This is a genomic window from Micromonospora sp. NPDC049204 (assembly GCF_040647935.1).
Lineage (GTDB): Bacteria > Actinomycetota > Actinomycetes > Mycobacteriales > Micromonosporaceae > Micromonospora.
Genome location: NZ_JBEZDC010000012.1, coordinates 36,278 through 57,788, shown reverse-complemented (window position 1 = coordinate 57,788; position 21,511 = coordinate 36,278). Strand labels below are relative to the sequence as shown.

The window sequence follows — 21,511 nt, the reverse complement described above, 5'->3', positions numbered from 1 at the left end:
CCGCACACCCCGCCGCCTCGGCTACGCACGATCGACTACTCGGACGGTGACCCGCTCGAACGGGGTGGAGATCAGGTCATGTTGGCGAGGAACTCGCTGTAGAACAGGCCCAGGGCGATGGCCACGCCGATGCCGGCGATGATCCAGAAGCGCACCACGATGTTGACCTCACTCCAGCCGGCCAGTTCGAAGTGGTGCTGTAGCGGTGACATCCGGAACACCCGTTTACCCGTGGTCTTGAAAGAGATGATCTGGATCACCACGGACATCGTGATGATCACGAAGAGCCCACCGATGATCGGCAGCAGCAGGATGGTGCGGGTCGACATCGCCATGCCGGCGATCAGACCGCCCAGCCCCAACGCCCCGGTGTCGCCCATGAAGATCCGCGCCGGGGACGTGTTCCACCAGAGGAAGCCCACACAGGCCCCGGCCGCCGCCCCGGCTATCAGCGCGATCTCCAACGGGTCGCGGACCTCGTAGCAGTACGGCTGCGTGTAGTTCGGGTCGGCGCACCAGTGCCGGTACTGCCAGAACGCGATCAACGCGTACGCGGCCAGCACCATGACCGAGGCCCCGGTGGCGAGACCGTCCAGACCGTCGGTGAGGTTCACGCCGTTCGTCGTGGCCATCACCACGAAGATGAAGATGATCACCGCGCCGACCTTGCTGAGCTCCAGGGCGTCGATGTCCCGGATGAAGCTCAGCGTGGTGCTGCCCACCGTCTCGGTGTTGGTCGCCTTGCCCGAACCGTCGGTCATCGTGCTCGGGAACCACAACGCGACCACGCCGAAGAGCGCGCCCACCAGGATCTGACCGAGCAGCTTGCCGCGCTTGTTCAGACCGGCGCTGTTGCGCTTGCGCACCTTGAGGAAGTCGTCGAGGAAACCGACCGCGCCGGAGAAGACCATCAGCCCCAGCAGCACCAGCGCGGTGATGGTCGGCTCCACCTGCGCGATCTGCTTGTCCGGCAGGGTGGTCAGCGCCAGGTGCCCGGCCACGTACGCGATGACCGTGGCCAGGATGAAGACCACGCCACCCATCGTGGGCGTGCCCTTCTTGCCCTGGTGCATGGCCGGGCCGTCGGACCGGATCGGCTGACCGGCCTTGAGCCGGGTGAACACCTTGATCGCGAGTGGGGTGCCGAACAGCGACACGATGAAGGCCACCCCGACGGCGACGATGACCGCCCTCATCGGCTGGACTCCGCACCGGCGTCGGCGCGCAGGGCGTCGGCCACCTCCCAGGTCCGGTACCGGGAGCCCTTGACCAGGACGACGTCACCCGGTCGTAGTTCGCCCCGCAGCACCTCGACGGCCGCCGCCTGATCGGTGAGCAACACCGACTCTCCTCCCCAGTTCGCTACCGCTGTCGCGCCCTCATGGATCGGCGCGGCCGGCTCGCCCACCACGAGCAGCCGGTCGACACCCAGGTCAGCCGCGAGGCGGCCGATCTCGGCGTGGCCGTCGTACTCGAACGGACCCAGCTCGGCCATGTAACCAAGCACCGCGACGGTACGCCGACCCTGGCCGATGCTGGCGAGCGCCCGCACCGCCACCGCCATCGAGGCCGGGTTGGCGTTGTACGAGTCGTCGATGACAGTCACCCCGTCGGGACGGTCGAAGACGTCCATCCGGCGGGTCGACACCAGCCCCAACTCGGCGAGGGCCAGCGCCAGCTCGTCCAGCGGCATGCCCAACTCCCGGGCCACCGCCGCCGCGGCGAGGGTGTTGCCGACCTGGTGCCGGCCGGCCAACCCGAGCCGCACCGGCACGCGCCCCTCCGGGGTGACCAGGGTGTACGACGGGTGCCCCCGCTCGTCGAGCGTGACGTCCTCGGCGCGTACGTCGGCGTCGGGCGCCTCGCCGTAGCGGACCACCCGGGCCCGCGTCCGGCTCGCCATCGCGTCCACCCGCGGGTCGTCGGCGTTCAGGACGGCCAGCCCGTCCGGCGGCAGGGCCTCGACCAGCTCGCCCTTGGCCTGCGCGATGGCCTCCTGCGAGCCGAACTCGCCGATGTGCGACGTGCCGACGTTGAGCACCACGGAGATCCGGGGCGGCACCAGCTCACACAGGTAACGGACGTGCCCGATCCCGCGCGCGCCCTTCTCCATCACCAGGTAGCGGGTGTCCGGCCCGGCCTGCAACGCGGTGTACGGGTGCCCCAGCTCGTTGTTGAACGACCCGGGCGGCGCCACCGTGGCCCCGAGCCGGGTGGTGAGCTGACCGATCAGGTCCTTCGTGGTGGTCTTGCCGGAGGAGCCGGTCACGCCGATCACGGTCAACCCGGGCAGCCGGTCCACCGCGGCGCGGGCCAGCCGGCCCATCGCGGTCAGGGCGTCGTCGACGAGCACCATCGGCACCCCGGGCACCTCGCGGCTGCCGAGCACCGCCACCGCCCCGGCCTGGACCGCCGTCACCGCGTAGTCGTGCCCGTCGACCTTCTCCCCCGGGAAGGCCACGAAGAGCGAACCCGGCCCCACCTTGCGCGAGTCGAACTCCACCGAACCGGTGACGGTGGCGGCCGGGTCGGCGCCCACCAGCCGCCCGTCGACCGCCGCGGCGACCTCGGCCAGGCTCAGCGCGATCATCGCCGACCCGCCAGGTCTCCGAAGCGGGCCCGCAACGCGTCGGCCAGCTCGACGCTGTCGTCGAACGGATACACCTCGCCCGCCACCTCCTGGCCCCGCTCGTGCCCCTTGCCGAGCAGCGCGATCACGTCGCCCGGCTCGGCCAACCGGACCGCCTCGTCGATCGCGGCACGCCGACCGGACACCTCGATGATCCGGGCTGCCGTGCCGGCCCGGTACGCCCCGGCCAGCACCTCGGCGCGGATCTCCGCCGGGTCCTCGGTACGCGGGTTGTCGTCGGTCACCAGCACCACGTCGGCGCCCTCGGCGGCGGCCGCGCCCATCACCGGCCGCTTGCCGCGGTCCCGGTCTCCGCCGGCGCCGATCACACAGATCAACCGACCGACGCTCAGCTCGCGCAGCGCGGCGAGCGCGGCCACGATCGCGTCCGACTTGTGCGCGTAGTCGACCACCCCGCGCACCGGCCCGGCGCTGTCGACCAGCTCCAACCGGCCGGGTACGCCACCGCAGGCGGCCACGCCTGCCGCCGCGGTCGCCGGGTCCACCCCGACGCCGACCAGCGCGGCGATGGCCAGCAGCGCGTTCGCCACGTTGTGCCGGCCGGGCAGCGCCACCCCGGCGGACAGGACCACCCCGTCCGGGCCGTGCGCGGTGAAGCGCTGGGCGTATCCCTCGCCGTCCACGCCGTCGGCCCACCAGGTCGCGCCCCGGTCACCGGCCGCCGAGTAGGTGACGGTCGCCGGCTTGTGCAGCGGCTGCAACGCCGGGTCGTCGTGGTTGAGCACCTCGACCGCGCAGCGGCCGTCGAAGAGCTGGGCCTTCGCGGCGAAGTAGTCGTCGCTGTCGGCGTGGAAGTCGAGGTGGTCGGAGCCGAAGTTGGTGTACCCCCCGACGGCGAAGCGGACCCCGCCCACCCGGCCCATGGCGAGCGCGTGGCTGGAGACCTCCATGACCACGGCGGTGACCCCACGCTCGCGGGCGGTGGCCAGCATGGCGTGCAGATCGGTCGCCTCGGGGGTGGTGCGCACACTGTCGATCACCAGGTCACCGAGCCGGGTCTCCACGGTGCCGATCAACCCGGTGGTGTGCCCGGCGGCCCGCAACCCCGACTCGACCAGGTACGCGGTGGAGGTCTTGCCGGCGGTGCCGGTCACGCCGACCACGGTGAGCGCGGCGGTCGGGTCGCCGTAGACCGCCGAGGCCAGCTCGCCGAGGACGGCGCGGGGGTCGGGCACCACGAGGGCGGGCAGGCCGCTGGCCGCCGCCAGCTCGGCGCCGGCCGGGTCGGTCAACAGGGCCACCGCGCCAGCCTCGGCGGCGGCGGCGGCGAACTCCGCGCCGTGCCGGCGGGCGCCGGGCAACGCCGCGTACAGGTCGCCGGGGCGAACCTCCTGGCTGGCGTGGGTGGCCCCGGTGACGTTCACCGTGGCGGCGTCCGCCGGAAGGTCGACGGCGAGCCGGACGGCGAGAGCACCGAGCCGGACTCCGGTCACGGTACGTGGACGTGGATTGCCAGGCACGGCGTCAGACCCTACCCGGTCGTCCGGTTCCGGCCGTACAGCCGCCCCGGTGGTTCGTCGGCACTCACCGATGATGTCCCGCCATCGCTGCTCAGCGCGGATAGACCACGAACTTGGGTGCCGAACCGCCGGTGGACGGCGGCACCCGGTAGTGACGCAGCGTGAACTGCATCATGTCGCGGAACGCCGGATTGGCGATCGCCGCGCCCCCACCGTCGGGCGAGTACACGAAGACGGCGATCACGTAGCGGGGGTTCTCGGCGGGGGCCATGCCGATGAAGGAGGACACCTTGTCGGTCTCGATCTTGCCGTTGACCACCCGCGAGCCGGTGCCGGTCTTGCCGGCGACCCGGTAGTCGGGGACCGCGGCGTTGACGCCGGTGGCGTGGTCGACAGTGGTGACCGCCTCCAGCATGGTGCGCAGGGCCGCCGCGTTCTGCGGGCTGAGCACCGACCGGGTCACCGGGGCGGGCGCGGGGGTGCGCTTGCCGTCCGGGCCGATCACCTCCTTGATGAGGTGCGGCTGCACGTACGTGCCGTTGTTGGCGATGGCGGCGTACGCGGCGGCCATCTGCAGCGGCGTGGCGTCGACGCTGTGCCCGATCGGCACCGACCCGTGCGACGATTCGCTCCACTCGTCGGCGGGCAGCACTCGCCCACTGGCCTCCCCCGGCATTCCCTCGCCGGTCGGCTTGCCCAGCCCGAACCGCTTCTGGTAGTCGATCAACCGGTCCCGGCCGAGCTTCTCGGCGATCGTGATGGTGCCGACGTTCGACGAGTAGGCGAGCATCCCGGGGATGCTCATCCGTTTGCCGTTGGCGGGATGCGTGTCGGAGAACGGGGTGTCACCCATCTTGATGCTGTTGGGGATGGGCAGCGTGGTCTCCGGGGTGATCACTCCCTCCTGCAGGGCAGCGCCGTAGGTGATCGCCTTGTGCACCGAGCCGGGGTCGACGACGAAGCTGGTCGCCGCGTCCTCCCGGGCGACCGGGTCACTCGGGAACGGTTTCGCCGCGCTGTAGGTGGGATTGCTGGCCTGGGCCAACACCTCCCCGGAGGGAATCTCGATGATCACGGCCGCGCCGGTGCCGCCCCGCACCTGGGCCATGCCCTCGCTGAGGATCTGCTGCGTCCGGAACTGCAGGTCACGATCGATGGTGAGGCACAGCGAGCTGCCCGGCTTGGCGGGCGTGGTCAGGCTGTAACCGCCCGGGATCGCCGCGTCGAGATCACGGCGGCCGGCCTCGTACCTCCGCTTGCCGTCCTGACCCGCGAGCACGTCGTTGTAGCGGGCCTCCAGCCCCTCCAACCCGACCATGTCCTGACTGGTGAAGCCGATCAGGTTGGCCGCCAGGTCACCCCCGGGCACCTCGCGACGCTCGTCGCGGTGCACCCCGATCCCCGGCAGCTCCAGCGCCTGCACCTGCTTGGCGGTCGAGATCTCCACCCCCCGGGCCAGGTACACGAATCGGGAGTCGTTGCCGTTCTCCAACTTGCGGGGCTTGAGCAGCCCGGTGAGCTTCGACGCCGGGATGGCGAGCAGCGGTGCGAGCGCCTGGGCGGTGCCGGCCTGGTCCTTCACCTCGGTGGGATCGGCGAACACGTACCGTGCCTCGACGCTGCGCACCAGCGGGGCGCCGGTGCGGTCGTAGATCGCGCCCCGCGCCGCCGGCAGTTCCACGGTGCGGGTGCGGTCGATGACGCCGCCCCCGGCATACGCCGGGGCGTCGACCGCCTGGAGGAAGATCAGCCGGATCCCGATACTCGCGAACAACGTCAGGGCCAGGGCGGTGCCCAGCCGCAGCCGCAGCCGCGAGTCGGCCAGCTTCGGCGGGCGCGGTGGCTTGCGGGACGGCCGCCGGGCCGTCGGGCGGTCGGCGCGGCGTGGCGCGCGCGGCGTGGTCCGTCGGCGTGGCGGCGGCTCGTCGACGCCCGGTCCTCGGGGGGTACGCGGCGCGACGGTGCGCACCACGCCACCCCGTCCGGCGGCCGGGGCGTCGCGGCGACCGGCCCGGGCGGCGGCCCGACCACCGTCGAGCACCTGCAACGCGGGCCGGAACGGGTCGCCGGATCGGGTGCTGCGCGGGGTACGCCGTTGCTCGGCGCCCACCGCGCGCGGCGGCGTGCCGCGCTCGTCGCGGACGGTCCGACCCCGTGGCGTGTACGCGCGGGCGCCGGAGATGCCCCCGATGCCGGGCTCGCCGGTGCGCGGCTCGGAGTCGGTGGGGCTGGCGTCACGCGAAGAACCGCGCCGGGACCCTGTGGGGTCCCGGCGCGGCTCGTCCGACCTTCGTGGCACGGGTCAGCCTCCCGCACCCTGGCTGGTCACCGACGGCTTACCGGTCGCCGGCTGCGGCACACCGATGGTCTTACCGTCCGGCAGCCGGATGTAGCCCGGCTCGCCAGCGTCCACCAGGCCCAGCCGCCGCGCCTCGGCGGTCAGGTTGCCCGGCGCCTCGTACTCGGCGATCCGCTTGTCCAACTGCTGCTTCTCCAGGTCCAGTCGAGCCTGCTGCTGCTGCAACCGCTCCAGCCGGAACGCGTTCTCGTTGATTTTGGTGTTGACCGCCAGGATGCCCAGCACCCCGCCGACCACCAGCACCACGATCAGCGCCGCGAACGGCGCACGCGGCACCGAGATCGGCGACGGCGGTGCGACCCGCAGCCGCGGCGGCCGGGCGCTGGAGGCGCTGGCGGCCTTCTCGACCGGCCGCAGCGCGGCGGCGCCCTGGGTCGGGAACTCGCGCGCCCCCCGGGCGCGAGTCTCCCCCTGCTGGTTCACTCGATCGATGCGTGGCGTACCGTTTCCGAGGCGCGGAGCCCGCTCCGCCGCGGTCCGGCCCCCCGACCGCGGTGCGCGCTGCCCGTCGCCGGTGACGTCCCGGCGGCCGCGCTTGTCAATGTTCATGTCCCTCCCCCTCAACGTCCGTCCCTCTGCCGTCCCGGTGCCCCTGACCCCCCACGGATCAGGCGGACCCCGGGCCCGGTTGGTGCATTCCCTTCACCCGTCGGCGAGACCGTTCGCGGTCGGTCCGCCCAAGCTCTGTCGCGTTCGGATCGAGTCGTTCCGCGGCCCGCAGCCGCACCGAGGCGGCCCGCGGGTTCACGGCGACCTCCGCCTCCCCGGGCAGTTCGGCGCCCCGGCTGAGCAGCCGGAACGTCGGACCCGACCCGGGAAGCTCGACCGGGAGGTCGACCGGGCCCTTACTGCGGACCCGGTCCGCGAGCGCCACCTTGGTGAGCCTGTCCTCCAGGGAGTGGTAGGACAGGACCACCATGCGACCGCCCACGGTCAGTGCGTCGAGTGCTGATGGCAGCGCTGACTCCAGCGCCGCCAGCTCTCTGTTTACCTCGATCCGTAAAGCCTGAAACGTTCTCTTTGCCGGATGACCGCCCGTTCGTCGGGCTGGCGCCGGAATGGACTCCCGGACCAGCTCCGCCAACCGCGCGGACGAGGTGATCCGGCCGCGTTCCCGCTCCCGCAGGATCGCCGAGGCGATCCGGCCGGCAAACTTCTCCTCGCCGTAGACCCGCAGCACCCGGGCCAGGTCCGGATGCGCGTAGGTGTTGACCACCTCCTCGGCGGTCACCCCCCGGGTCTGGTCCATCCGCATGTCCAGTGGCGCGTCCTGGGCGTACGCGAACCCGCGGTCGGGCGCGTCCAACTGCAACGACGACACACCCAGGTCGAACAGGATGCCGTCGATGCCCGGATAGCCCAGCCGGTCCAGTACCTCGGGCAACTCGTCGTAGACGGCGTGCTCCAGATGCACCCGATCGGCGAACCGGGCCAGCCGGACCCGCGCGTGAGCGAGCGCCTCGGTGTCCCGGTCGAGCCCGATCAGGACCGTCTCCGGGTGTGCCTCGAGCACCGCCTCCGCGTGCCCGGCCAGACCGAGCGTCGCGTCGACGTGGACCGTCCGGCCGCCTCGACCCAGCGCGGGGGCCAGCAGCTCAAGACACCGCTCGAGCAGCACCGGCACGTGCGTGCCGCGCAACTCCCCCATGTTGACCCCCACTGGTTGAAACGTCCGTTCTCCTCGTGCGCCTGTCGTCGGACGGCGCTGCCGTCGTACCGCCAGATCCCCATCCGCTCCCGCCGGACACCGGACCGTCGCCCGATGACTGGATCGTGCGCCTGGCACCGGGGAAGGGGTGCCAGGAACTCGAAAGCGGCTGGAGATCTCGCAGTACGTCGGGCGCCGTTCCGCCCTACAGACCGCCGGGCAGCACCCCCTCCGAGATGTCGGCGAAGTCGTCCTCGCTGTCGGCGAGGTAGGTCTCCCAGGCTGCCTTGTCCCAGATCTCCACCCGCGTGCTCGCGCCGATCACGACCAGGTCGCGGTCCAGCGCGGCGTACGCCCGCAGGTGGGCCGGAATGGTTACCCGACCCTGCTTGTCCGGAACCTCGTCGTGCGCGCTGGCGAAGAAGACCCGGCTGTAGGCCCGGGACGCCTTGTGCGTCATCGGCTGCGCGCGCAACTGGTCCGCGATCCGCTGGAACTCAGGGGTCGGGAAGACGTAGAGGCAGCGCTCCTGCCCTTTGGTTACCACGACACCCCCCGCCAGCTCATCCCGAAACTTGGCCGGAAGGATCAACCGGCCCTTTTCGTCCAGGCGTGGAGTGTGGGTGCCGAGAAACACCGGCCCTACCCCCTCGCCCCTGAGCGGCGTTCGCGGCGCCGCTGACCCCCCGGGCCGGTGAGCCCTCCCGGCCTCACCATTGGCCCCCACTCTACTCCACTTCCCTCCACCTGCAACCAGATTGGCCCGCGCGGCGTGTCCGATCCGGTGGCAAAACTGCACGTCACGAGGGGTGGAGCGGAGTGGAGGGCCGCGGCGGCCCGCCGGCGTGGTCCGCTTTCCGACATAGATCGACTCCGTCCGGTGGAGGCCCTCCCGGCCGCCCGCGCCGCTGCCACGGCCGAACGGTTCACCGTCGGCGGCGATCTGGCGGGGCGGACGGTCCGGTAACCTCGCTCGCGTGACGGACGCGAAAATGCCCCTACGGGCCAAGGTGGCCAGCTCCGTGTCACGGACCGCCGCGGCGCTCTCCCGGGCGGCCGGCCGTGGCGACGGTTCGGTGATCGGCGGGTGGATCGGCCTGAAGATCGACCCGGACCTGCTGGCCCACCTGTCGGCCGGGCGTGCGATCGCGCTCGTCTCCGGCACCAACGGCAAGACCACCACCACCCGACTGACCTCCGCGGCGGTCGGCGTGCTCGGCCGGGTCGCCACCAACTCGTTCGGCGCCAACATGCCCAGCGGGCACACCTCGGCACTGGCCAAGGCCGGCAGCACCCCGTACGCGGTGCTGGAGGTGGACGAGCACTACCTCGCCCAGGTGTTGGAGGCGACCGAGCCGCACGTGGTCGCGCTGCTCAACCTCTCCCGCGACCAGCTCGACCGCGCCAAGGAGGTCGCCATGATGGCGCAGCTCTGGCGTGCGGCGCTGGTCCGGCACACGAACGTCCGGGTGGTGGCCAACGCCGACGACCCGCTCGTGGTCTGGGCGGCCACCCCGCCGGGGGACCCCGCCCGGGGCATCAACCCGCCGCCGGTGACCTGGTTCAGCGCCGGCCAGCGCTGGCACGACGACTCCTGGGTCTGCCCGGAGTGCGGCTCCACCATCCAGCGCTCCGGTGAGCAGTGGTGGTGCACCGGCTGCCCGTTGCGCCGACCGGAGCCGAACTGGGTCGTCGAGGACGAGGGCGTGCTCGACCCCACCGGAGCCTGGCACAAGGTCTCCCTCCAGCTGCCCGGCAAGGTCAACCTCGGCAACGCGGCGACCGCGCTGGCGGTGGCCGCCGAGTTCGGCGTACGCCCGGTCGACGCGGTGTCCCGCCTCGGCATCGTCACCTCGGTGGCCGGCCGTTACGCGCAGGTCGACAAGGACGGGCGCAACATCCGGCTGCTGCTGGCCAAGAACCCGGCCAGTTGGCTGGAGGCGTTCGACATGGCCGACGACGCGCCGACCCTGCTCTCCATCAACGCGCGCGACCCCGACGGTCTGGACACCTCCTGGCTCTACGACGTCGACTTCGCCCCGCTCCGTGGCCGGCAGGTGTTGATCACCGGCGACCGGGCATACGACCTGGCGGTTCGACTGGACGTCAACGACGTCCCGTTCCAGCACGTCCGCACGTTCGACGACGCGCTCCGGTCGGTCCCGCCCGGGCGGCTGGAGGTCATCGCGAACTACACCGCGTTCCAGGACATCCGAGCGGAGTTGGACCGTGTCATCTGAGAGCCTGCGCATCGTCTGGATCTATCCCGACCTGCTGTCCACCTACGGCGACCGGGGCAACGCCCTGATCCTCGCCCGCCGGGCCCGCCAACGCGGCATGCCGGTCGAGGTGCTGGAGGTCCGCTCCGACCAGCGGCTGCCCGCGACCGCCGACATCTACCTGGTCGGCGGCGGCGAGGACGGCCCGCAGGCGTTGGGCGCCCAGCGGCTGATCGCCGACGGCGGCCTGCACCGGGCGGTCGCCCAGGGGTCGGTGGTGTTCGGCGTCTGCGCCGGTTACCAACTGCTCGGCACCTCCTTCTTCGCCAAGGGTGTGCAGTGTCGGGGGCTGGAGCTGCTCGACCTGCAGTCCGACCGGGGCGAGAGCCGGGCCGTCGGCGAGCTGGCCGGTGAGATCGACCCCCGGCTGGGTCTGCCCCCGCTCACCGGTTTCGAGAACCACGGCGGTCGCACCCACCTCGGTCCGGAGGTCGCCCCGCTGGCCCGGGTCAGCGTCGGGGTCGGCAACGACGGCGCCACCGAGGGCGCGTGGCGCGGCAAGCTGCTGGGCACGTATTCGCACGGCCCGGCACTGGCCCGCAACCCGGCCCTGGCCGACCTGCTGCTGCGCTGGGCCACCGGCGCACACCAGCTCCCCCCTCTGGACGACACCTGGTCGGACCGGCTCCGCAACGAGCGCCGCTCCGCAGTGGCCCCCGCCCGGGCATGATCCGAGCCGTCCGGCGGCTGCTCCGGCAGCCGTCGGCCGCCCGGTTCGCCCTGCTCGTCCTGCTGATCGGCGGTTGCGGGCTCCTGCTGCTCCTGGTGCCCCGGCCGGATCCGGCGCAGTTACCCCTGCTGGCGGACCGGCTGGGGGACCTCGCCCCGGTGGCGGCCATCCTCGGCGGCGCGCTGCTGCTAGTCGCCCTGGTCCCCCGGACCTTCGTCACGCTCGCCGCGGGCGCGATCTTCGGCCCGCTGGAGGGCGCCGCGTACGCCCTGGGCGCCGCGCTGGTGGCCGCGGCGATCGGGTTCGGGGTCGGCCGGCTGCTCGGCCGGGAGTTCGTCGCCGAACGGGTCCGTGGTCGCCTGGCCCGCCTCGACGGCTGGTTCGCCCGGCAGAGCGTGGTCGGTGTGGTCACCGTCCGGCTGCTACCCATCGCCGGCTTCGGGCTGGTCAGCTACGGCTACGGCACGACCGGCGCCCGGGTGCTGCCGTTCCTGGCCGGGAGCGTCATCGCCTCCGCGCCGACCGCCTTCGGCTACGCGGCGATCGGCGCCGCGGTCAGCTCCCCGGGCGACATCAACTGGTACGCCGCCGCCCCGGCCAGCCTCGGCCTGATCGCCGGCGTGGTGCTCATTCACCAGTGGTGGCGCGCTGAGCGCCGACGTCGACGAATGCCGGTCTGACCGTGCCCGAGCCGACCGCTGATCCGGCCGAGGAGCCCCTGTCCGGCGGGTTCGTCACCGACGTGGTCCGGATCGGCGACACGGTACGACGTACCCCGCCCGTCAACCTGGACTTCGCCGGTGCGTTGCTGCGCCACCTGGCCGAGGTGGGCGCGGACCTCGCGCCTCGCCACCTGGGCGTCGACGACCGCGGCCGGCAGATGCTCAGCTACGTCGCGGGGCGGGTGCCGTGGCGGAACCAGGAGGATCCGGCGTTCTTCAGCGACCCGGCGCTGGTGCGGCTGGCCGAGCTGATCCGACGGTTGCACGACGCGTGCGCGGGCACCGAGCTGGCCGGCGACGCCGAGACGGTGTGTCACCGCGACCTGTCGCCGAAGAACACGGTGTACCGCGACTTCCCCGCCGGGCCGCTCCCAGTGGTCTTCGTCGACTGGGACCTGGCCGCCCCGGGCCGGCGAATCGAGGACGTCGCGTTCGCCGGTTGGCACTGGGCCGCGTTGGGCGACGGCGCCGACCCCGTCGAGCTGGGCAGGCGCTGCCGAATCCTCTGCGACGCCTACGACGCGGCGTCCAACGAGACCGCACCGGGCAGGCTGGCGCGAGGTGAGCTGGTGGGCGTGATGCTCGACCAGATCGAGAGCACCTGGCGAGGCATCGACGCCGGCGCCGACCGCGACGAGCCGGGCATGCGCCGGCTGCGCGACGAGGGAACGGTCGACGGGATACGCCGCTGGCAGGACTGGCTGCACACCCACCGCGAGGTCGTTACGGCCGCGCTGAAAGCCTGACCGGCCGCCCACCCACCACCCGGGTCGATCATGGAGTTGTGGTGGGGGATCAAACCCCTGCCAAGGGGCATACCAGGCACCACAACTCCATGATCGACGCCGGTCAGGCGACTACCGAGACCATTCGGCCCTTGACCACGATGACCTTGCGGGGCTCCTTGCCGGCCAGGGTCGCGGCCACCGCGTCCAGGGCCGCCGCGCGGACGGTCTCCTCGGCGGCGTCGGCGGGGACCTCGATGCGGCCACGGACCTTGCCGTTGACCTGCACCGGATAGGTCACCGTGTCGGCCACCAGCAGCGCCGGGTCGGCGGTCGGGAAGTCCGCGTACGTCAGCGAGGTGTCGTGGCCCAGCTTGCGCCACAACTCCTCGGCCACGTGCGGGGCGAACGGCGCCACCATCAGCACCAGCGGCTCGGCCACCTCACGCGGCGTGGCCGACAGGCCGGTCAGCCCGTTGGTCAACTGGATCAGCTTGGCGATCGCGGTGTTGAACCGGATGCCGTCCATGTCGCCGCGGACCCCGTCGATCACCGTGTGCAGCAGCCGGCGGGTCGCCTCGTCGGCCGGGTCCTCGGTGATCCGCGGCTCGCCGGTCTCCTCGTCGACGACGGCCCGCCAGACCCGCTGCAGGAACCGGTACGAGCCGACCACCGCCCTGGTCTCCCAGGGGCGGGACACCTCCAGCGGACCCATCGACATCTCGTACACCCGGAAGGTGTCCGCGCCGTAGGCGGCGCACATGTCGTCGGGGGTCACCACGTTCTTCAGCGACTTGCCCATCTTGCCGTACTCGCGGTTGACCGTCAGGTCGCCCAGGTAGTAGGCGCCGTCGCGCTCCATGACCTCCTCGGCCTGCACGTAGCTGCCGCGCGAGTCGGTGTACGCGTACGCCTGGATCATGCCCTGGTTGAACAGCTTGCGGAACGGCTCGAACGACGACACGTGCCCCAGGTCGAACAGCACCTTGTGCCAGAACCGCGCGTACAGCAGGTGCAGCACGGCGTGCTCGGCGCCACCGACGTACAGGTCGGTGCCCCCGCAGTCACCCTCGCGTTGCGGGCCCATCCAGTAGCGCTCGTTCTCCGCGTCGACGAACCGCCCGCTGTTCGTCGGGTCCAGGTAGCGCAGCTCGTACCAGCAGGAGCCGGCCCACTGCGGCATCACGTTGGTCTCGCGGGTGTAGCGCTTCGGCCCGTCACCCAGGTCCAACTCGACCTCGACCCAGTCGCGCCGCCGCGACAGCGGGGTCTCCGGGTCGCTGTTGGCGTCGTCGGCGTCGAACGTCTTCGGGGAGAAGTCGTCCACCTCCGGCAACTCGACCGGCAGCATCTCCTCCGGCAGGGCGATGGCCGCGCCGGTCTCGTCGTAGACGATCGGGAACGGCTCACCCCAGTACCGCTGGCGGGAGAACAGCCAGTCGCGCAGCCGGTAGGTCACCGCGCCGGTGCCGTGCCCGTTCGCCTCCAGCCAGGCGATGGTCGCCGCCTTGGCGTCGGCGACCCCCAGGCCGTTCAGGTCCAGGCCGCGGTCGTGCGCGGCGCTGTTGATCGCCGGGCCGTCCCCGGTGTACGCCTTGCCGTCGAAGCCCTCCGCCGGCTGCACGGTGCGCACGATGGGCAGCTCGAAGACCTCGGCGAACGCCCAGTCCCGCTCGTCCTGGGCCGGCACCGCCATGATCGCGCCGGTGCCGTAGCCGGCCAGCACGTAGTCGGCGATGAAGATCGGGATCTGCCCGCCGGTGACCGGGTTGGTGGCGTACGCGCCGATGAAGACGCCGGTCTTCTCCTTGGTGTCGGACTGCCGCTCGACGTCGGTCTTGGCCGCCGCCGCCTTGCGGTACGCCTCGACGGCCACCCGGGGGCTGGCGTGCCCACCGGTCCAGGCGTCCCTCGTGCCGTCCGGCCAGGCGGCCGGCACCAGCGTGTCGACCAGCTCGTGCTCGGGCGCCAGCACCATGTAGGTGGCACCGAAGACGGTGTCCGGCCGGGTCGTGAACACCCGCACCGGCGCCTGCTCCGTGGCGAAGTCGATGTGGGCACCGGTGGAGCGGCCGATCCAGTTGCGCTGCATCAGCTTGATCGGCTCGGGCCAGTCCAGCGCGTCCAGGTCGTCCAGCAGCCGGTCACCGTACGCGGTGATCCGCATCTTCCACTGCTTCAGGTTGCGCTTGAAGACCGGGAAGTTGCCCCGGTCGGAGCGCCCGTCGGCGGTGACCTCCTCGTTGGCCAGCACGGTGCCCAGCCCGGGGCACCAGTTGACCGGGGCGTACGAGACGTACGCCAGGCGGTGGTCGTCGACGACCTGACGGCGCTCGGCGACGCTCAGCTCGGCCCACGCGCGGCCGTCCGGGGTGGGCCGGTTACCGCCCTCGAACTCGGCGATCAGCTCGGCGATCGGACGGGCCCTGCCGGCGTCGCGGTCGTACCAGGAGTTGAAGATCTGCAGGAAGATCCACTGGGTCCAGCGGTAGAAGTCGGTGTCGATGGTGGCCACCGAACGGCGCTCGTCGTGCGCCAGCCCCAGCCGGCGCAGCTGCGCCTTGTACCGCTCGATGTTCGCCACGGTGGTGGTCCGGGGGTGGGTGCCGGTCTGCACCGCGTACTGCTCGGCGGGCAGGCCGAACGCGTCGAAGCCCATCGCGTGCAGCACGTTGCGACCGGCCATCCGCTGGTAGCGGGCGTAGCAGTCGGTGCCGATGTAGCCCAGCGGGTGGCCGACGTGCAGGCCGGCTCCGGAGGGGTACGGGAACATGTCCAGCACGTACAGCTTCTCCGCGCCGGCGCGGGGGTGGGTCGGGTCGGCCAGCGGGCCGGTCGGGTTCGGTGCGTGGAAGGTGCCCTCGCGCGCCCAGGTGTCCTGCCAACGGACCTCGATCTCGTCGGCCAGGGCTGCGGTGTACCGGAACGGGGGAATGTCGCCCGCCGGTGCGGCTGCCTCACTCATCGTCTCTCCTCGCTTCGCTTCGCTTCGTCTCGGCGTCGCCGGGCCGGGCCGGCGGCGGGCACAAAAATGCCCCTCGCACAGGAGGGGCCGCCGTGCTGTCGCTGCGTTCAGCGCATCAGCACGGCCCGGTAAGAAGCAGGAAGACTCCGGCCATGTTCCGCAGTGTACCGCGCCGGCCGCCCGCCCCGCCGGCCGCAGGGGTACGCCGGGCCGGGTCCCCCGAGGCGGCGAATATCGGGGCGTAACCGACGGACTACCTGCGGGGGTCGGCGATAACGACAAACATGGTTAGCCTGAGAGGCTAGTGAGAATCCTGCGGCAAACGAGGCTCGACGTCGCGAACCCAACGGCGGGTCCAGGTGCTCTCTAGAGAGCTGCCGTGACGGCGACGAGGAGGAGGCCCGTGACACAACAGACCTGGGACGAGGTGGGCGGCCTACTGCCGCACGACGAGTTCCGCGCCGCCAGCGAGGCCATCGTGGCCAACATCGAGCAGGTCATCGAGGGTAAGACCGCCACCGTGCGGCTCGCCCTGGCCGTCCTGCTCGCCGAGGGTCACCTCCTGATCGAAGACGTTCCCGGTGTCGGCAAGACCAAGCTGGCCAAGGCCCTCGCTCGGTCCATCGACTGCACGGTACGACGGATCCAGTTCACCCCCGACCTGCTGCCCAGCGACGTCACCGGGGTCAGTGTCTACAACCAGGAGACGCACGACTTCGAGTTCCGCCCGGGTGCCGTCTTCGCCAACCTGGTGGTCGGCGACGAGATCAACCGGGCCTCGCCGAAGACCCAGTCCGCGCTGCTGGAGTGCATGGAGGAGCGGCAGGTCACCGTCGACGGGGTGACGTACCAGCTCCAGACCCCGTTCATGGTCATCGCCACCCAGAACCCGATCGAGATGGAGGGGACCTACCCGCTGCCCGAGGCGCAGCGCGACCGGTTCACCGCCCGCATCGCGATGGGTTACCCGGACTCCAACGCCGAGCTGGCCATGCTCGACGGCCACGGTGCCACCGACCCGCTGAACGAGCTGCGAGCGGTCTCCGACGCGGCAATCGTCCGGCAGCTCATCGCCACCGTCCGGCAGGTGCACGTCGCGGACGCGGTCAAGCAGTACGCGATCGACCTGGTCACCGCCACCCGCGAGGCCCCCGACCTGCGGCTCGGCGCCTCCCCCCGGGCCACCCTGCAGTTGCTGCGCACCGCCCGGGCGGTCGCCGCCCTGGAGGGCCGCGACTACGTGCTCCCCGACGACCTGCAGGCCCTGGCGGTGCCGGTGCTCGCGCACCGGATCATCCCGACCGCCGACGCGCAGCTCGCCCGGCGCACCACCGACGCGATCGTCTCCGAGCTGGTGCACCGCCTGCCGCTGCCGCACGACCGGCAGCGCAACCCGTACGACACCCGGCCCGCTTCCGGCAACGGCCGCGCGCCCTACGAGCCGCGGAGGCCATGACGTGCGTGCCGGGCTGCGCGGGCTGACCACCCGCGGGCGCTCCTTCCTCGCCGCCGCGGCCGCGGCGGCGATCTCGTCCGGCATCCTCGGCGAGAGGGACCTGCTGCGGGTGGCGGTGCTGCTGGCCGTCCTGCCGTTGCTGGCCGCGGCCTACGTCGGGCGCAGCCGTTACAAGCTGGCCTGCAACAGGTCCCTGGACCCGCACCGGGTTCCGGTCGGTGCCAACTCCCGCGTGGTGCTGCGTCTGCAGAACCTCTCCCGGCTACCGACCGGCACCCTCCTGCTGGAGGACCGGTTGCCCTACGCCCTGGGCAGCCGACCCCGGGTGGTGTTGGAGCGGCTCGGCGCGCACCAGGCGAGTTCGGTGGCGTACACCGTGCGGGCCGATGTGCGGGGCCGGTACGACGTGGGTCCGCTGGTGGTCCGGATAACCGACCCGTTCGGCCTCTGCGAACTCACCCGGTCCTTCCCCAGCACCGACCACCTGACGGTCATCCCGCAGGTCACTCCCCTGCCGTCGGTCCGGCTCCCCGGGGAGTACGCGGGCAGCGGCGACAGCCGCGCCCGGTCGGTGGCGGTGCACGGCGAGGACGACGCGGCGACCCGGGAGTACCGGCGCGGCGACGACCTGCGTCGGGTGCACTGGAAGTCCACCGCGCGTACCGGCGAGCTCATGGTGCGCCGCGAGGAGCAGCCGTGGGAGAGCCGAGCCACCGTCGTGCTGGACACCCGGGCGTACGGTCACCGCGGCGAGGGGCCGACGGCCAGTTTCGAGTGGTCCGTCTCCGCCGCCGCGAGCATCGCCGTCCACCTGCGCCAGGCCGGCTACAAGCTGCGCCTGGTCACCGGCTCGGGCGTCGACGTGGACGCGTCGGAGGCCGGCGGTGACGGGGCGCTGCTCGACCACCTCGCGGAGGTGCGCCTCGATCAGCGCGCCGAGGTGACAGGTCTCGTGCAGCGGGTCCGTCAGCGCGCCGACGGCGGGTTGATCATCGGGCTGTTCGGCACGGTGAGCGTGGCCGAGGCCGAGCTGCTGGCCGGGCTGCGGGGCAACGGCGCCACCTGCATCGGCTTCCTGCTCAACAGCTCCACCTGGCTCAGCCTGCCGGAAAAGGCCCGGGCGGAGGCGGAGCACGCGCACGCCGCCGCCGTCCTCGCCATGTTGCAGAGTGGCTGGCGGGTCGTCGGCGTCGACCACGGTGCCCGACTGCCGACGCTGTGGCCGCAGACCGGTCGGGGCTCCCAGGGCTTCGCCCTGCGCGCCGCGCTGGCGGAGACGGTCGCCGGCGGCGTGCGATGAACGGAAGGGTCCCCTCATGATCGCCAGTCGCCACATCGGCCTGGTGGCGGCCACGGCCACGCTGCTGGCCGCCGCGCCGCTGTCGGCCATCTTCCAGAGCTGGACGTGGCTCGTCGAGTCGATCATCGCGGTCGCCGTGGTGGCCGGGGCCGCCGCGCTGACCAGGCTGGTCCGGGCACCACTGTGGGGTCAGGTGCTGGGCATGCTTGCCGGGTTGGCCCTCGCGCTGACCTGGATGTTCCCCAGCGACCAGGAACTGCTCGCCGTCGTGCCCACGCCGAGCACGTTCGCGCACTTCGCCGACCTGCTCAACGCCTCCCTGCAGGACATGCGCACGTACGGGGTCGAGGTCCCGGACACCGACCCGCTGCTGTTCATCGCCGTGCTCGGCGTCGGCGCGGTCGCCGTACTGGTGGATGTCCTGGCGGTGGGGCTGCGCCGGCCCGCGCTGGCGGGGTTGCCGATGCTCGCGATCTACTCGGTGCCGGTCGCCGTCTACGTGGACAGCGTCCCCGCGACGCCGTTCGTGGTGGGCGCCGCCGGTTACCTCTGGCTGCTGGTCACCGACAACGTCGACCGGGTACGCCGGTTCGGGCGTCGGTTCACCGGCGACGGCCGAGACGTCAACGTGTGGGAGGCCTCGCCGCTGGCGTCGGCTGGCCGTCGGCTCGCGGTGGTCGGGGTGGTGCTGGCGGTGGCGCTGCCGTTGGCGGTGCCCGGCATGAGCGGCGGGCTCCTCGACTCCCTCAGTCGAGGTCCGGGCAACGGCAACGGCAACGGGTCCGGTTCGGGCGGCACCTCGGGTCGGATCGACCTCTTCGCCTCGCTCGCCGGTCAGCTCAACCAGTCCCAGGTCGCCGACCTGGTCAAGGTCACCACCTCGGAACGCGACCCGTTCTACCTGCGCTACGCGGTGGCCGACGAGCTGCGTCCGAACGGTTTCCAGGCGCGCAGCCCGAGCGGCCGGCCGGCCAACCGGGACCTGCCCAACCCGGCCGAGCGGGCGCGCCCCGGCGTGCAGCAGACCAGCTACCGGGCCACCGTCGAGGTCACCAAGAGCCTGAGCATGTCGCTCATGCCGGTGTACGCCGAGCCGGTGCGCACCGACGACCTCAGCGGCAACTGGCTCTACGACCCCACCCAGCAGGTCGTCTTCTCCAACCGGGAGAACTCCCGGGGCCGGAAGTACTCCTTCGACTACGTCCGCTCGACGTACACGCCGGCGACGCTGCGGGCCGTCCAATCGCTGCCGACCGACCACCCGGTACGTCGGCAGATGACCGCCACCCCCGGGCCGGTGCCCGAGGTGGAGGAACTGGTCAACGGCCTGACCCAGGGTAAGCGCACCGACTACGACAAGGTGTTGGCGATCTACCAGCACTTCTCGGCGGACAACGGGTTCAGCTACCGGCTGAGCACCGAGAGCGGCAGCAGCGGGCAGGACATCGTCAACTTCCTCACCAACAAGGTCGGCTACTGCCAGCAGTACGCCGCCGCGATGGCCTGGCTGGTCCGTTCGGCGGGCATTCCGGCCCGGGTGGCGTTCGGGTTCACCAACGGCAGCAAGCGCGACGGTGACACGTTCACGTTGACCAACCTCAACCTGCACGCCTGGACCGAGGTCTTCTTCAACGGGGTCGGCTGGGTGCCGTTCGACGCCACCCCGACGTACGGGGTGCCGGGGTCCACCCGCTCGGCCTGGGCGCCGGACACTGACGCGCCGGAGCCGTCCACCCCGGGCACCGGCGTCACGGACGCCCCGGCGGGCCCGGAGGAGTCGGCCGGTCCGGCCGGGCCGGACAACGCCGACCGGGACGTCGACGACGGGCTGTCCCTGGGCGGCACCACGCCGGCCGAGCAGCCACCGGTCTGGCCGTGGTGGACGGCGGGCCTGCTGGCCCTGCTGGCGCTGCTCGCCATTCCCGCGCTGCGCCGGCTGATGCTGCGCCGTCGACGGGGTGGCCAGCCGGCGAGCGCCGCGATGGCCGCCACGGCAGCCGTCGGCGACGGTGTCGAGCCGGGGTCGCGGGTGGTGGTGGTCGGCGTGGACGCCGACCGTGCCCGCGCGGACGCACACGCCGCCTGGGCGGAACTGCTCGACACGATGGTGGACTTCCGGGTCCCGGTCGACCTGACCGAGACGCCCCGGGCCACCGCCGACCGGCTGGTCCGAGACACCCTCGGCGACGACACCGCCGCGACCGGGTCGGCGCGGCTGCTCGGCCAGGCGGAGGAGCGGGCCCGTTACGCACGGGACCCGCTGACCGGTGAGCGGTTGCTGCCGGCGCTACGCGCGGTCCGTGGGGCGCTCGCCGCACGGGCCGACCGACGCACCCGCCTGGTCGCCGCCGTGTTGCCGCCGTCGGTGCTGCTGCGGTGGCGGACCACCATGGCGGACACATCCGGCCGGATGGTGGCGCTGACCGGGCGGGCCCGGTACCGGCTGCTGCGCTGGAACCCTCGACGGCTGTTGGCGGACCGAGCGGCCCGCTGACCTGCCGAGCTGAGCGACGCCCGTCCAGGGCCGGGGTGGCGGTCCACCGACCGCCACCCCGCCCGACAGCCCGTCCCGCCACATCAGGCCTCCCCCGCCGACTCCGGGTGCCGTCAACTCGCTTGATCAAGGCCAAGCGCATGATCAGGACGTGCGGGGTCGACGCATGAGCAGGGCGCTGCGGGCAGCGGAAATGGGATAGGGGCGCGCGGCTACGACGCAGGTCGCCGGGAGCTGCGCCCGGCGACCCGCTCGTCGCGGCGTTCGGCCCGCCTCAGAGGCGGGACTGACTCAGCGGTGCCCCTCCGGGCGCTGCCGCCACCTGTCCTCCATGCGGTCCAGGAGCGACGACCGGCGACCGGACCGGCCACCGCGGGGACGACGACGACTTGTCGTGCCGCCCACCACGTGCAGGTCGGGTGACTGTGCTCGCCGGTGCGACTGCACCGCGAACGCGGCCGAGGCCAGCATGACGACAAAGCCCGCCACCGCCAGCGGTGGAGTCTTGATCACCGCCCCGTAGACCAGTAGAGCCAGGCCAGCGATGATGACGCCGGCGGCGACGAGCAGGCGACGCCGCGCATGGAAGCGCGGATCGCTGGCGCGCACGGCCGAGGCGAATTTGGGGTCCTCGGCAAGCGACCGCTCGATCTGCTCGAACAGCCGCTGCTCGTGCTCCGAGAGCGGCACGGCACTCCTCCCCGGTCACGTTGGTCGGGCCCACTCGGGCCGACAGACCGTGGCAGCCATCCGACTGCTTACCCGCAAGTCTACGAGGGGGGT

Annotated in this window: 15 protein-coding genes and 1 pseudogene; 7 read left to right on the top strand and 9 right to left on the bottom strand. The window is 72.2% G+C overall.

Annotation, left to right across the window (positions count from 1 at the left end; all coding sequences use genetic code 11):
- Positions 1-71: 71 nt before the first annotated feature.
- The 7 genes and pseudogenes from mraY to mraZ all read right to left on the bottom strand — a co-directional run bounded on the left by mraY (position 72) and on the right by mraZ (position 8,754).
- The gene (gene mraY / locus AB0A90_RS22370; protein WP_357251051.1) at positions 72-1,196 is read right to left on the bottom strand and encodes a phospho-N-acetylmuramoyl-pentapeptide-transferase; all 1,125 of its coding nucleotides are present in this window, start codon (positions 1,194-1,196) and stop codon (positions 72-74) included.
- A complete protein-coding gene (murF, locus tag AB0A90_RS22365; protein WP_357251048.1) occupies positions 1,193-2,590 on the bottom strand; it encodes a UDP-N-acetylmuramoyl-tripeptide--D-alanyl-D-alanine ligase in 1,398 nt (465 codons plus the stop codon). The genes mraY and murF overlap by 4 nt, the downstream gene beginning before the upstream one ends.
- Positions 2,587-4,110 (bottom strand): UDP-N-acetylmuramoyl-L-alanyl-D-glutamate--2,6-diaminopimelate ligase, encoded by a 1,524-nt coding sequence (locus AB0A90_RS22360; protein ID WP_357251045.1) that lies wholly within the window; start codon positions 4,108-4,110, stop codon positions 2,587-2,589. The genes murF and AB0A90_RS22360 overlap by 4 nt, the downstream gene beginning before the upstream one ends.
- A 91-nt stretch (positions 4,111-4,201) precedes the next feature.
- Positions 4,202-6,409, bottom strand: coding sequence for a penicillin-binding protein 2 (locus AB0A90_RS22355; RefSeq protein ID WP_357251042.1), 2,208 nt, complete (start codon positions 6,407-6,409; stop codon positions 4,202-4,204).
- 3 nt (positions 6,410-6,412) lie between these two features.
- Positions 6,413-7,018 (bottom strand): hypothetical protein, encoded by a 606-nt coding sequence (locus tag AB0A90_RS22350; protein WP_357251040.1) that lies wholly within the window; start codon positions 7,016-7,018, stop codon positions 6,413-6,415.
- Positions 7,008-8,117 (bottom strand): annotated as a pseudogene (gene rsmH / locus AB0A90_RS22345) (16S rRNA (cytosine(1402)-N(4))-methyltransferase RsmH). Before rsmH ends, AB0A90_RS22350 begins: the two are co-directional and overlap by 11 nt.
- A gap of 205 nt (positions 8,118-8,322) precedes the next feature.
- The gene (mraZ, locus tag AB0A90_RS22340) at positions 8,323-8,754 is read right to left on the bottom strand and encodes a division/cell wall cluster transcriptional repressor MraZ (RefSeq protein WP_357251037.1); all 432 of its coding nucleotides are present in this window, start codon (positions 8,752-8,754) and stop codon (positions 8,323-8,325) included.
- A gap of 355 nt (positions 8,755-9,109) precedes the next feature.
- Between mraZ and AB0A90_RS22335 the strand changes: the two genes are divergently transcribed.
- The 4 genes from AB0A90_RS22335 to AB0A90_RS22320 are packed head-to-tail and all read left to right on the top strand — an operon-like array spanning position 9,110 to position 12,534.
- Positions 9,110-10,357, top strand: coding sequence for a MurT ligase domain-containing protein (locus AB0A90_RS22335; protein WP_357251425.1), 1,248 nt, complete (start codon positions 9,110-9,112; stop codon positions 10,355-10,357).
- Positions 10,347-11,066, top strand: a complete 720-nt coding sequence (locus AB0A90_RS22330; RefSeq protein ID WP_357251035.1) for a glutamine amidotransferase — start codon at positions 10,347-10,349, stop codon at positions 11,064-11,066. Before AB0A90_RS22335 ends, AB0A90_RS22330 begins: the two co-directional genes overlap by 11 nt.
- Positions 11,063-11,746, top strand: a complete 684-nt coding sequence (locus AB0A90_RS22325) for a VTT domain-containing protein (protein WP_357251032.1) — start codon at positions 11,063-11,065, stop codon at positions 11,744-11,746. Before AB0A90_RS22330 ends, AB0A90_RS22325 begins: the two co-directional genes overlap by 4 nt.
- 2 nt (positions 11,747-11,748) lie before the next feature.
- Positions 11,749-12,534, top strand: coding sequence for a phosphotransferase (locus tag AB0A90_RS22320; RefSeq protein WP_357251030.1), 786 nt, complete (start codon positions 11,749-11,751; stop codon positions 12,532-12,534).
- Between the two features lie 103 nt (positions 12,535-12,637).
- Here the strand turns inward: AB0A90_RS22320 and leuS are convergent, their stop codons facing one another.
- Complete coding sequence (gene leuS / locus AB0A90_RS22315; RefSeq protein ID WP_357251027.1) at positions 12,638-15,478, bottom strand: leucine--tRNA ligase; 2,841 nt, start codon at positions 15,476-15,478, stop codon at positions 12,638-12,640.
- Positions 15,479-15,881: 403 nt separating this feature from the next.
- On the opposite strand from leuS, the gene AB0A90_RS22310 reads away from it, so the two are divergent.
- Genes AB0A90_RS22310 through AB0A90_RS22300 form a run of 3 tightly spaced genes read left to right on the top strand, consistent with a single transcriptional unit; the run spans position 15,882 to position 20,728 of the window.
- A complete protein-coding gene (locus tag AB0A90_RS22310; protein ID WP_357251025.1) occupies positions 15,882-16,934 on the top strand; it encodes a MoxR family ATPase in 1,053 nt (350 codons plus the stop codon).
- Between the two features lies 1 nt (position 16,935).
- Positions 16,936-18,234, top strand: a complete 1,299-nt coding sequence (locus AB0A90_RS22305; protein WP_357251023.1) for a DUF58 domain-containing protein — start codon at positions 16,936-16,938, stop codon at positions 18,232-18,234.
- 16 nt (positions 18,235-18,250) lie between these two features.
- Positions 18,251-20,728 carry a DUF3488 and transglutaminase-like domain-containing protein gene (locus AB0A90_RS22300; RefSeq protein WP_357251020.1) on the top strand — a complete coding sequence of 826 codons (2,478 nt, stop codon included), beginning with the start codon at positions 18,251-18,253 and terminating at the stop codon, positions 20,726-20,728.
- A 291-nt stretch (positions 20,729-21,019) separates the two neighbouring features.
- On the opposite strand, the gene AB0A90_RS22295 is transcribed toward AB0A90_RS22300, so the two are convergent.
- Positions 21,020-21,418, bottom strand: coding sequence for a DUF3040 domain-containing protein (locus AB0A90_RS22295; protein WP_088988398.1), 399 nt, complete (start codon positions 21,416-21,418; stop codon positions 21,020-21,022).
- Between the last annotated feature and the right edge of the window lie 93 nt (positions 21,419-21,511).